Below are 12,347 nucleotides of genomic sequence, written 5' to 3' on the forward strand. Positions count from 1 at the left end.
CTATGATGCAACGCATTTTAACGGCAGGTGCAATATTGGTTTTTTTTACGAACTGCCAAACATCCCGGACAATTAATTCTGCTGCCATGCACAATTTAACATCAGCTTACCTGGATACCCTGCTGCAAGCCCGCAGTGCCAGGCTGGGCCCTGTTATGAACAACCCGGAGGAGTACCGCCTGCAGATAATTTATACACAGATCAACCGCAAAGCCGGCAACCAGCCTGTATTTACGGACTATTACTACCATGTTTCGCCAGACCGGTACTTCTACCCTGCTTCTACGGTAAAAATGCCCGCAGCCTTTCTGGCACTGGAAAAACTGAACCGCCTGAAAGTGGATAAATACACCCCCATGTATACAGATAGCCTGGCAGGCATCACTACGGCTGTTACGGAAGATACCTCTTCAGAAAACACACAACCCTCTGTGGCTCATTATATTAAGAAGATCTTCCTGGTGAGTGATAATGATGCTTTTAACCGGCTGTACGAGTTTATCGGGCAGGAAGAATTCAACCGGGCCCTCTGGGAAAAAGGTTATCCCTCCTCCCAGATCCGCCACCGGCTGGATATTGCTCTTCCCCAGGAAGCCAACCGCCACACCAATGCCATCTGGTTTGAAAAGGATGGGAAGGTGCTTTACCGGCAAAAAGACCAGGTGAGTACCCTCTCTTTTGCTCCCCGGCAGGATTCTGTGGGTAAGGCTCACTATAAAGGGTCCACCCTGGTCAATGCCCCTTTCGACTTCTCCCTTAAGAACCGCCTGCTGCTTGCAGACCTCCATAATATCCTCAAAAGTGTAATTTTTCCGGAAAGTGTAACTTCTACGCAAGCTTTTCGTTTAACAGAAGACGACTACCGTTTTTTATACCGGTATATGTCGCAATTGCCAACGGAAACACGCCACCCGGCTTATGATACAGCCGAATTCCATCACAACTATGTAAAATACCTGATGGGAGGCGCAAACGGAAACGTAGCATTACCCGCAGGCCTGCGGATTTTTAATAAACCAGGCTGGGCTTATGGTTTTTTGACAGACGTAGCATATTTTGTGGACTTTGACCATGGCGTGGAATTCCTCCTTTCTGCCACCATCTATGCCAATAAGGATGGGGTGATAGGAGATGATAAATATGACTTCGAAACAACAGGAAAACCATTCCTGAAAGCACTGGGGGAGATCATTTATGAAGAAGAATTAAAAAGGACCAAAAAATACAAACCAGATCTGAAGCGTTATAAAATAAACTACAATGGCATTTAACAACCGTAAAATAAATAGTAATCAACAAAAATTTGAGAGCATGGTAACAATGAAAAACCGATTCGTAGCACTGTTGGCAATGGTTGCAGTGATCACAGGCCTGTCTTCCTGTTTAAAGAATAACGTGACACCGGAACCACCCAGTACTGTAATTGTTTTCATCCAGGGGTCTCCCGCTTTTAGCATGGACCTTTTATTCAATTCCAAGAAAGCGAACTCGGCTCCTTTTGCATTTGGTGAATCCGTTGGGGACAGGTTTGCACCTGCCAATATAAAGATCGATTTTAATAAAGCAGGTTCGGATAGCCTGCTGACCAGCGTAACTGCCAACTTCGACACGCTGGAATATCATACTATTGTTCTCTGGGGCAGTTCTCCGGTAAAATCTTATAATATCAGGGAAGATTTTTCCACCATCTCCCGTGAAAAAGCAAACATCCGCTTCATTAATTTAGTAGATGATACCAATCCGGTGGACTTCTTTGTCAATAACGCCAAATTTTCCAGCAGTTTTTATCAGGACTTCCAGGGTAGCGCTGAGTTCCAGGCTGTAGAGGCCAATACAGTGAGCTTCTCAGTGAAAGATCAGGCTGGCAACGTACTTGCAACGCTGGCTGACAAAACCCTGGCTCCCCATTATGCGTACAGCATTATTTACATGGGTGTAAAAGGACAAACAGGTGATAAAAAACCAGTGATCAAGATCCTGCAACACTAGTTCGGCTTGTTCCTGCACAAATAATATTTAAAACGTCCCGGGTTAAACCCCGGGACGTTTCTTTTTATGCTCATCTTTTTGCAGTAGGTTTGCGGCGGTCAACCTAAAAAAATAGTTCAACATGCAATTAGCAGAAAGATTATCACGCATCTCCGTACCGCAAACCATCAGAATGGCTAAACTCAGCCGTGAACTGAAAGCACAGGGAATTGACATCGTAGATCTCAGCATCGGCGAACCGGATTTTGACACCCCTGTACATATACGCGAAGCTGCCAAAAAAGCAATTGACGAAGGATATACACATTATACGCCCGTAGCTGGTTATGCAGACCTTAAGCAGGCAGTTGCCTATAAACTGAAAAGAGATAACGGCCTTGAATACAGCCCGGAACAGATCGTTGTATCTACCGGTGCTAAACAAAGCATTGCCAACAGTGTACTCAGCCTGGTGAATCCGGGAGAAGAAGTGATCATTCCCACTCCTTATTGGGTTACTTATTCAGAACTGGTGAAACTCTGCCAAGGCGTGGTAAAATTTGTGCCCTGCCCTATCGAACAGGATTACAAGATCACGCCGCAGCAACTGGAAGCTGCCATCACCCCCAATACAAAGCTCTTCATGTTCTCCTCTCCCTGTAACCCTACAGGTTCTGTTTATTCAAGGAAAGAACTGGAAGGCCTGGCAGCAGTATTTGAAAAACACCCGCAGATCTTCATCATTTCAGATGAGATCTATGAATACATTAATTATGTAGGTGAACATGTAAGTATTGCCAGCTTCGGCAGCTTAAAAGAACGTACTATTATCATCAACGGCCTCAGTAAAGGATTTGCCATGACGGGCTGGCGCCTTGGTTACCTGGCTGCTCCGCTGGAAATTGCCAAAGCTGCAGACATGGTGCAAAGCCAGTTCACTTCCGCCACCAGCTCTATTACGCAACGTGCCGCTATCACGGCATTGCGCGGTGAGTTAGATACTGCAAAAGAAATGGTAGCAGCCTTCCGCGAACGCAGGGCTTTCATCTTTAAAGCACTCAGGGATATTCCCGGGTTAGTTGTAAATGAGCCGGATGGCGCATTTTACATGTTCCCCAACGTGAGCAGTTTCTTCGGAAGATCTTATGAAGGTGAGCAGATCAACAACGCAGACGACCTGTGCATGTACCTCCTGCACAAAGCCAATGTAACCGTGGTATCTGGCCGTGCATTTGAGCAACCGGAATGTATACGTATTTCTTACGCTACCGGTATGGACCGTATACAGGAAGGAATGAAACGGATGAAGGAATGGTTAGGTAAATTGAAATAAGAAAAGAAACCCAGCTGCTGAACTAACTTATGCAGCGCCATGCTGGCGGAAGTACGTTCCTCAGCCCTGCTGAAATAACTTATGCAGGGCCAGCACCTGTGGTATCACCATCTGTTGCTCATCATTATAGATCACATGATCGGATAACTTCATTTTAATGCGGTCGTCGATCTGCTTGTGTATCCTGGCCAGCACCTCGTTGCGGCTCACGCCGTCCCTTTTCATAACACGCAGTATGCGCAGGGATTCAGGTGCATAAACGCCAATCACTTTATCTACATGATGAAAAGATTCTGATTCAAACATCAGCGCGGCCTCTTTGATCACGTAAGGGGATTTCTGTTTACGTGCCCAGGCCTCAGAATCCCGGATGGTAGCGGGATGCACAATGGAATTGAGCTTTTCCAGTTGCGACTTGTCATTGAATACAATATTGGCAATGTATTTCCGGTTGAGGCTGCCATCCGGCAGGTAAGACTCCGCACCAAAGTGCGCTTTGATCTCCTCAATGAGCTGCAGATCTTTCACCATGATCTCTTTTGCAGCATCATCCGCTGAATAAACAGGTATGCCAAGTAATGAGAAGATCCTGGCCACTGTACTTTTTCCTGATCCTATTCCGCCGGTAATGCCAATGATTTGCATAGTAAGGCCAAAATAAATAAAAAAAGGGAAAGAAGTTTACTTCTCTCCCTTTAAATGTCTGAAAGACAATTTACTTTGTTTCAGCAGCTTTATTCACTGCAGTAGTATATTCCATACTTACAGCAGAACGTTCAACCGTCAGGAAAGTACCCGGGCTAACTTCTATCTGCAGTGTGTTGGTTTCGCTGTTGATCTTTTTCACCTTACCGTGGATACCTGCGATGGTAACAATTTTATCACCTTCTTTCAGGTTGTCGATGAATTGCTTTTGCAATTTGGCTTTTTTGGTTTGAGGACGGATCATGAACAACCACATTACCAGGATCATACCACCAAAGAAGAGCAGGGAGCCCATTCCGCCAAAGCCGCCGTTAGCACCACCAGCTGGTGGCGTCATTAAGAAAACATTTAATAAGTTGTACATCGTATGTTGTTTGTTGATTTGAAGCTGTTAAAGGTACTATTTCTTCTTTACGATCATGCATTGGATCCTTGGTCCGTTCATCATGGGGGGATTCGTATTGGCCTGGATATAGAGTTCCTTTTCCGTATGTCCTTCCGGCCTTCCCTTACTGTCGAACTTCACCTTCATGTACCCGCTTTCCCCTGGTTTAATGGGTTCTTTGGGCCATTCCGGCACCGTACAGCCGCAGCTGGCTTCCGCATTATTGATCAGCAGGTCTTTTTCCCCTGTGTTGGTGAATTTGAATGAATATTCCACTACTTCTCCTTCAGTAACATTTCCAAAATCGTGGAGTTGCTTTTCGAAGGTCATTACGGGATAATGGCCACCCGCGGTAGCAGTATCCAATACATTGCCTTTTTCTGACTTTGTGCCCTGGTTGTTACAGGCCGTAACAGCCAGCATTGCTGCAAAAAAAGTAAATAAAAGCGCTTTCATCCTTTATTTTTTATTCCGGTCAGTTTTCTGGATCAGGTTTTCCTGCACCAGGTCTTTCAGTATATTATCCAGTATTCCGTTCACAAACTGGCCGCTTTGCGGTGTGCTGTAAGCTTTAGCCAGGTCTATGTACTCGTTGATGGTTACTTTGGTAGGGATGGTGGGGAAGTAGAGGAATTCGCAAACCCCCATTTCCATCAGCAGCATGTCCACAGCAGCGATACGTTCCGGGTCCCAGTTCTGCAATTTAGGTTTGATCAGCTCCAGTGTATACTCCTTTTTATCCAGTACGGTCAGCAGCAGTTCCTTGGCATATTCCAGTTTCTCACGGCTGATCAGCTGCAGGAAGTTGAATAACTGTGGTTTGGAGAAGAAGTTCCCGACCAGGATGGTCATCATTTCTTCGTCATCGCCCCAGTGAATAAAGCTGTCTTCCATATGCTGGCGGAAGGCTTCACTCTTTTCAAGGATCTCTTTATAGATGTACTCGATAATTTGCTTTTCCTTCGCTTTGTCCCTGCCCGGCTCTGCGATATAGGCTTTGTAGATGTCTGATTCCACCAGCTGGTTATACAGCTTGCGGATCAGTTCCTGGTCCTCCAGCCTGCGGAGCTTCCAACTGTCCAGGTTTACCTGGAACCCCTTATCTCCCAGTACCTGGAAAACAAAGTCATTCCCCGCTATTTTGGTGTTCACGGCCAAATCCTCTGCGCTGGGCAGGTGTTTGGAAGCCCTGACCTGTGCATCCGTTTCCGCGTATTGTGCTATACGGGCCACGGAAAACAGCAAATACGTGAATATCTGGCTGGTCTGATCTAACTTTTCATTCAGCAAACTCGTTGCAGTGCCGGGTTTAACCGTTCCCTGCTCCATGGTGTCCATGGCATACAATGTTTGCATAACTTTTACCCGGATGTTTCTTCTACTGATCATACGTACGCTTAGGAAAATGGCGGCAAAGCTACTGTTTTACAGGGACTTTTTAAAATATTGTTCCGGGGAGCCGGCAGCCGCTTTCCGGGAAACGGGCATGGGCACTGCCATCCGGCATTCTGACTGACAGGGAAAAATGAAAAAATGTCATATCTTGACAGTCCCTCCGGATTATGTATCTTCGCATCCTGAAAATTTGACCAGAATATATGTTTCGGCATAATCTTCGTATGGCAAAGTCATTCAAAATTTCACCTATTCAACTTACTTCTTTAAAAATAGATTAACAATGGCTAAAAAATTAAGTATTAAACCTCTGGCAGACAGGGTTATTGTAAAACCCGCAGCAGCAGAAGAAAAAACCTCTGGTGGCATCATCATCCCCGATACCGCTAAAGAAAAACCTCAGCGTGGAACTGTAGTAGCAGCTGGTCCCGGTAAAAAAGATGAGCCTGTTACTGTTAAAGTTGGCGATACTGTTCTTTACGGTAAATATTCCGGCCAGGAAATTCCATTTGAAGGAGAAGAATACCTGATCATGCGTGAATCTGATATCCTGGCTATTATCTAAGCCCTGATCTCATTACCATTTTTCCACAAAAACAACGTCCAAGAAAACAAATACTCATATGGCAAAGCAAATATTCTTTAATACAGACGCCCGCAACAAAATGAAGAAGGGCGTAGATACCCTGGCAGATGCGGTGAAGGTGACCCTCGGTCCTAAAGGCCGCAATGTGGTGATCGAAAAGAAATTCGGTGCACCCGGCGTTACTAAAGACGGTGTAACTGTAGCAAAAGAAATCGAACTGGAAGATCCTATCGAGAACATGGGTGCACAGATGGTGAAAGAAGTAGCTTCCAAAACTGCTGACCTCGCCGGCGACGGTACCACTACTGCAACTGTTCTGGCTCAGGCTATCATCGGCGAAGGGCTGAAGAACGTAGCAGCAGGTGCTAACCCAATGGATCTGAAACGCGGTATCGACAAAGCTGTAAAAGCTGTTGTTGAAAACCTGAAGAAACAATCAGAAAAAGTTGGTAACGACAATAAAAAGATCGAACAGGTTGCTTCTATCTCCGCTAATAACGATGCTGAGATCGGTAAACTGATCGCTCAGGCAATGAACAAAGTAACTAAAGACGGCGTTATCACCGTTGAAGAAGCGAAAGGCACTGAAACTACTGTAGAAGTAGTAGAAGGTATGCAATTCGATCGTGGTTACCTCTCCCCTTACTTCATCACTAACAGTGAGAAGATGCAGGCTGAACTGCAAAATCCTTACATCCTGATCTACGATAAGAAGATCAGCACCATGAAGGACATCCTCCACATCCTGGAAAAAGTAGCACAACAAGGCGCTCCCCTCGTGATCATCTCTGAAGATCTGGAAGGTGAAGCACTGGCTACCCTGGTAGTGAACAAACTCCGCGGTACCCTGAAAGTAGCTGCTGTGAAAGCTCCCGGCTTTGGCGACAGAAGAAAGGAAATGCTGCAGGATATTGCTACCCTCACAGCAGGTATCGTTATCAGCGAAGAACAAGGTTACAAACTGGAAAACGCAGACCTCACTTACCTGGGCCGCGCTGAATCCGTAACTATCGATAAAGACAACACAACCGTAGTAGGTGGTAAAGGCAAAAAAGCTGATATCCAGGCTCGTATCGGTCAGATCAGGTCTCAGATCGAAGCAACCACTTCCGATTATGACCGTGAGAAACTGCAGGAACGCCTCGCTAAACTGAGCGGTGGTGTTGCCGTACTGTACGTAGGTGCTGCTACTGAAGTGGAAATGAAAGAGAAGAAAGACCGTGTGGACGATGCTTTACACGCTACCCGCGCTGCCGTTGAAGAAGGTATCGTTGCTGGTGGTGGTGTTGCTTTCATCCGCTCTATCGAATCTCTCGAAAAACTGAAAGGTGCTAACGAAGACGAACAAACCGGTATCCAGATCGTTCGCCGCGCTATCGAAGAGCCGCTGCGCCAGATCACTGCTAACGCAGGTATCGAAGGTTCTATCATCGTTCAGAAAGTAAAAGAAGGTAAAGGTGACTATGGTTTCAATGCCCGTACAGAAGTATTTGAAAAATTACTGGCTGCAGGTGTAATTGACCCAACCAAAGTAACCCGCATCGCACTGGAAAATGCTGCATCCATCGCTGGTATGCTGCTGACCACTGAATGTGTGATCGCTGACAAACCAGAACCTAAGTCTGCTGCTCCGGCTCATAGCCATGGTGGTGGAATGGGTATGGACTACTAAGATTGTCCAGCTCAACAACATACATCCCGCTCCGGTCTTCCCGGAGCGGGATTTTTTTATATTGTAACTTTCTGTCCGTTTAGCCCGTTTAACTATTGTATTTTTGACAAATATTTGGAGAACAGGCATGATAAATAAACAATCCTTTCATTTACACCTCCTGCTGGCCTGCTGCCTGGCCGTACTGCTTGGCTCCTGTGCTAAAACCCAGGACCTGTCTGCAGATGCAGTCTTTATGGACCTTCTGAAAGAAACGGAATTCATCAAGTACCGCCTCAAGGCAAAAGGACAGGATTCCGGCGTTTTGTATCATCAAAGCGGAATCGGCTACAAGATCATAGAGCCCGGAAATGGCCGGGATACCATCAAACCCACCAGCATCCCATCTATTGTATATACCAGGTCTCTCTTTGGGTACGATAAAGTAATTGAATCTTCCCAAAACCTCCCCACCTCATTCGATAACCGCCCTTTAAAGGACCATATTATCGGATGGCAGATAGGGCTCACACTTATCACCAAAGGAGGCAGGATCATCCTGTATATTCCTTCCTCACTTGCTTTCGGGCCAGTGGGCGTTCCTCCCAGTATTCCTCCTAATGCTATCCTTGAATGTGATATCACCCTGGTGGACTTTAAATAACCTGTAACTTATCATTTTAAATAAACGTATGAAGAGACACTATTTCTGGCTCCTGAGCCTGTTAGCGATCACTGCTTTTGCAGCATGTAACAAAAAGGACGATACGCCTTTTGACCCTGTTAAACAGGCGGCTACTGACGAAAAGCTGATCACCGACTTTATTGCCAACAATAATATCACCGGCACCGTAAAAGACGACACTACTGCTTTGCATTACAAGATCCTGGAACGTGGCACTACTCCCGGCGATACCATTGAGCTGAACGAAAGGATGAACATTACCTACGAAGGAAAATTACTGAATGGTACCACTTTTGATTCCGGCACCAGGACCACTTTAAGCGATTACCGTTTACGGGAACTGATAACAGGCTGGCAGATTGGCCTCCGGAAGATCTCCAAAGGCGATAAGATCCAGTTATTTGTACCTTCTGCCATGGGTTATAAGAATTTCCCTACCGGAAGTATTCCTGCCAATTCTGTGCTGATCTTTACCGTAACACTGCACGACTTCTACTTTTAAAGGAGAATTATCATCATACTATCATAAATAGGTCCCGCCCCGCAAAGGCGGGATTTATTTTTTCTACCTTAACTTTGAATACTAAACCTGATAGTTTTGCCACACGAGTGCATATCCGTATTTGATATTTTTAAGATCGGCGTAGGACCTTCCAGCTCACACACCTTAGGCCCATGGCGTGCAGCCATGCGCTTCATTGATGATCTGCAGGCCGCAGGCAAACTGCCACAGGTAAAGAACCTGGCCGTGCTGCTTTATGGTTCACTGGCCAAAACAGGCCATGGGCACGGAACAGATATCGCCGTGCAGTTGGGGCTTTGCGGAGATGATCCCGTTACCTTCGACGTAAACCAGATCGGATCTAAAATAGATGGCATCCGCCGCCACCGCAAACTACCACTGGCAGGCAGGTACGAAATAGATTTTGATCCCCTGAACGATATTGAGTTCCTCTACGACGAATCCCTTCCTTTCCACCCTAACGCACTCACTTTCCTCGTAACATTAGAGAACGGAGATCAGACGGCTTCCACCTTTTATTCCATCGGCGGCGGTTTTGTAGTGAAAGAAGGTGAAGAAAAAGGAGCCGGTAACGGCGGCGTGGAACTGCCCTTCCCTATTGATACAGCCCGCCAGCTGCTGCAATTCTGCATTAAAACAGGTTTCTCCATTTCTGAGATAGTAATGGAAAATGAACAGGCCTGGCGCAGTGAAGCAGCAACAAAAGAAGGGGTGCTTAAAATATGGCAGGTAATGCAGGAATGCACTTACCGCGGCTGCCACACTACAGGAGAATTACCCGGAGGCCTGAAAGTAGGCAGAAGGGCCGCCGCACTGAATAAAAAATTGCTGCAGGGCAGAACGTATACAGACTATAACTCCTGGATAGATGCCATCCGCGCCGGTGGCAATCATTTCTCCTATACGCTGGACTGGGTGAGCTGTTTTGCCCTGGCCGTGAATGAAGAGAATGCTTCTTTTGGCAGGGTGGTCACTGCTCCCACCAATGGTGCAGCAGGAGTGATCCCCGCTGTATTGCAATACTACATTGCTTTCTGCGATGGATTACATCCTGAAAAGATCATCCAGTTCATGCTCACCGCTTCTGAAGTAGGCAGTATCTTTAAAAAGCGCGCCACCATTTCAGCCGCTATGGGAGGCTGCCAGGCAGAGATAGGTGTATCTTCCGCTATGGCCGCAGCAGCCCTCACAGAATGTTTGGGTGGCTCCCAAAGGCAGGTACTGATGGCTGCCGAAATAGCCATGGAACACCATCTTGGCCTTACCTGCGACCCGATCGGCGGCCTGGTACAGATCCCCTGTATTGAAAGGAACACCATGGGGGCTATTAAAGCCATCACGGCTTCCCAGCTGGCCCTGCAAAGCAACCCCGAACTGGCCAAAGTTTCCCTGGACGCCGTGGTAAAAACCATGTGGGATACCGCGCTGGACATGAACTCCAAGTACAAAGAAACTTCCGATGGCGGCCTGGCGGTTAATATTCCGCTCAGTTTGCCAGAGTGCTGATATAGCCAATAAATCATTGTATAATAGCGTTTCGTACCTGGCGGAACGCTATTTTAATTAATAGTTACAAATAATAAATTACTATTATATTTGTATTTATAAAATCTATTCATTTATGCCTACTACCCAGGAATTGCTGTTTATATTTATCATTGCCGGTGCCGTGGTATTGGTGATCTGGACGCTGAAGGACCTGAAAAAGCCCGGAAAGTCAGACAGCAAACCCAAGTCATCCTCCAACCCCTCCAATGACCAGCAATCAGTAATACTGCCTTTACAATTACAGGCATATGAGCGGATCGTATTGTTCGTGGAGCGCATTTCTCCCCAAAGCCTGATCAGCCGCATCAATCAGCCCGGTTTTTCCGTACTGGACATGCAGATAGGCATGGTATCAAGCATTAAGTCTGAATATGATCATAATGTATCCCAGCAGATCTATGTAACGGCAGCTGCCTGGGAAGCGGTTAAAACCGTAAAGGAACAGACTATTTCCATCATCAACCAGGTGGCACTGAAACTGCCGCCGGATGCAAATGCCATTGAGCTGAATAAGCAGCTGCTGGAGTTGTTCATGGCACAGAAAGAATCCCCTGCAGAGATTGCGGCAGAGATCATCAATGCGGAAGCTAAAAAATTAATGCAATAATTAAGGGGGCTGAGAAAAAGGCCCCTTATAAATTCTTCTCCCTGATCACTTCATTGAGCAGGTATCCTTTTCCGTTAAAGTGAATATAAAGCGGTGTGGAAGCATACCAGGCCCTTTGCTGTTTTGCATGTACCTGGATGTGCAGATGCGGTTCCGTACTGAACCCTGAATTCCCTACTCTTCCCAGCGGCTGCCCTGTTACTACCGTATCCCCTTCCTGCACAAACACTCCATCCTTTTTCAGATGTCCCATAAACACATAAAAGGAATCTGTTTCTATCAGCACCATATTTGTATTCTTTGGCCCCCTTTGCATATTGGGTGGAATATTATCCGGGTTACCGCCGTAAGCACGGATCACTTTTCCTGCGCAGGGGCTGTATATGGTATCCCCGTAAATAGCATAATCCTCCAGGTCCTTCGAAAAGATGTGGTTGCCCCTTGTGCCATCCTTGTTGAGCTTAATAATATCCATGGCATAGATGGCGCCGCGTAAGCTGAAATGGAAGATATTGGTAGGTAATCCCTTCCCACCCTGTAAAACAAAATAACGCCCTTTTTTAAGCGGAAAATCAAGTTCAACAGTTTGCGGTGTGCCTGTTGTGCCGGTGAAATATAAAATGCTGGCAGTGCCCAGCAAAATGGTCAAAACAACCTTATACCATACAGCCCCTGTACGGAGCTTTACCTGCCGTTTCCATAAGAACAGCAGCGCCAGTAACAGGTATATGATCCCGAAAGCAAACTTGCAATAAATGCTCAGGAACACCCAGGTACCAAAGAGGTAAATGAACACCGCCATTGAAACAGACAGTGCTGCTGTAAAGACGGCATCTTTTAAAGGCTGCCGGGTAGCCCTGTAAAAAAGGAAAATGCTCAGCATTGCCAATCCTACCGTAAAGCCCAGTAACAAATAAGTGATCATAGCCAGCGCAACAAATTTTATCGCAATTTATCGTTT

General features: G+C 46.3%; 14 protein-coding genes. 9 read left to right on the top strand and 5 right to left on the bottom strand.

Translation table 11 applies throughout. The features are described from left to right. Positions 1 to 86 precede the first annotated feature (86 nt). The 3 genes from BUR42_RS12090 (at position 87) to BUR42_RS12100 (ending at position 3,301) form a co-directional block, all read left to right on the top strand. On the top strand, positions 87 to 1,271 hold the full coding sequence (locus BUR42_RS12090; protein ID WP_074240567.1) for a serine hydrolase: 1,185 nt from the start codon (positions 87 to 89) through the stop codon (positions 1,269 to 1,271). Positions 1,272 to 1,320: 49 nt separating this feature from the next. Beyond that, complete coding sequence (locus BUR42_RS12095; protein ID WP_143197424.1) at positions 1,321 to 1,989, top strand: DUF4397 domain-containing protein; 669 nt, start codon at positions 1,321 to 1,323, stop codon at positions 1,987 to 1,989. A gap of 121 nt (positions 1,990 to 2,110) precedes the next feature. Beyond that, on the top strand, positions 2,111 to 3,301 hold the full coding sequence (locus BUR42_RS12100) for a pyridoxal phosphate-dependent aminotransferase (protein WP_074239481.1): 1,191 nt from the start codon (positions 2,111 to 2,113) through the stop codon (positions 3,299 to 3,301). Positions 3,302 to 3,361: 60 nt separating this feature from the next. On the opposite strand, the gene coaE is transcribed toward BUR42_RS12100, so the two are convergent. From coaE to nusB, 4 genes are all read right to left on the bottom strand, one after another. Continuing rightward, entirely contained in the window at positions 3,362 to 3,946 is a 585-nt protein-coding gene (coaE, locus tag BUR42_RS12105; protein WP_074239482.1) for a dephospho-CoA kinase, read from the bottom strand. Between the two features lie 70 nt (positions 3,947 to 4,016). Then, on the bottom strand, positions 4,017 to 4,370 hold the full coding sequence (gene yajC / locus BUR42_RS12110) for a preprotein translocase subunit YajC (protein ID WP_074239483.1): 354 nt from the start codon (positions 4,368 to 4,370) through the stop codon (positions 4,017 to 4,019). Positions 4,371 to 4,406: 36 nt separating this feature from the next. Further along, entirely contained in the window at positions 4,407 to 4,847 is a 441-nt protein-coding gene (locus BUR42_RS12115) for a DUF1573 domain-containing protein (RefSeq protein ID WP_074239484.1), read from the bottom strand. A 3-nt stretch (positions 4,848 to 4,850) separates the two neighbouring features. Further along, positions 4,851 to 5,780: a transcription antitermination factor NusB gene (nusB, locus tag BUR42_RS12120; protein ID WP_074239485.1), complete on the bottom strand. Its 930-nt coding sequence runs from the start codon at positions 5,778 to 5,780 to the stop codon at positions 4,851 to 4,853. A 289-nt stretch (positions 5,781 to 6,069) separates the two neighbouring features. Between nusB and BUR42_RS12125 the strand changes: the two genes are divergently transcribed. From BUR42_RS12125 to BUR42_RS12150, 6 genes are all read left to right on the top strand, one after another. Continuing rightward, positions 6,070 to 6,351 carry a co-chaperone GroES gene (locus tag BUR42_RS12125; protein ID WP_074239486.1) on the top strand — a complete coding sequence of 94 codons (282 nt, stop codon included), beginning with the start codon at positions 6,070 to 6,072 and terminating at the stop codon, positions 6,349 to 6,351. 58 nt (positions 6,352 to 6,409) lie between these two features. Then, positions 6,410 to 8,044 carry a chaperonin GroEL gene (gene groL / locus BUR42_RS12130; protein WP_074239487.1) on the top strand — a complete coding sequence of 545 codons (1,635 nt, stop codon included), beginning with the start codon at positions 6,410 to 6,412 and terminating at the stop codon, positions 8,042 to 8,044. Positions 8,045 to 8,171: 127 nt separating this feature from the next. Continuing rightward, positions 8,172 to 8,687: an FKBP-type peptidyl-prolyl cis-trans isomerase gene (locus BUR42_RS12135; protein WP_074239488.1), complete on the top strand. Its 516-nt coding sequence runs from the start codon at positions 8,172 to 8,174 to the stop codon at positions 8,685 to 8,687. Between the two features lie 28 nt (positions 8,688 to 8,715). After that, positions 8,716 to 9,210, top strand: a complete 495-nt coding sequence (locus BUR42_RS12140) for an FKBP-type peptidyl-prolyl cis-trans isomerase (protein WP_084185532.1) — start codon at positions 8,716 to 8,718, stop codon at positions 9,208 to 9,210. Between the two features lie 96 nt (positions 9,211 to 9,306). Continuing rightward, positions 9,307 to 10,737 carry an L-serine ammonia-lyase gene (locus tag BUR42_RS12145; RefSeq protein ID WP_074239489.1) on the top strand — a complete coding sequence of 477 codons (1,431 nt, stop codon included), beginning with the start codon at positions 9,307 to 9,309 and terminating at the stop codon, positions 10,735 to 10,737. A gap of 115 nt (positions 10,738 to 10,852) precedes the next feature. Continuing rightward, entirely contained in the window at positions 10,853 to 11,386 is a 534-nt protein-coding gene (locus BUR42_RS12150; protein WP_074239490.1) for a DUF7935 family protein, read from the top strand. 25 nt (positions 11,387 to 11,411) lie between these two features. Here BUR42_RS12150 and BUR42_RS12155 read toward each other — a convergent pair whose 3' ends face one another. Then, positions 11,412 to 12,311, bottom strand: a complete 900-nt coding sequence (locus tag BUR42_RS12155; protein ID WP_074239491.1) for a M23 family metallopeptidase — start codon at positions 12,309 to 12,311, stop codon at positions 11,412 to 11,414. Between the last annotated feature and the right edge of the window lie 36 nt (positions 12,312 to 12,347).

Source organism: Chitinophaga niabensis, from assembly GCF_900129465.1.
Taxonomy (GTDB): Bacteria; Bacteroidota; Bacteroidia; order Chitinophagales; family Chitinophagaceae; genus Chitinophaga; species Chitinophaga niabensis.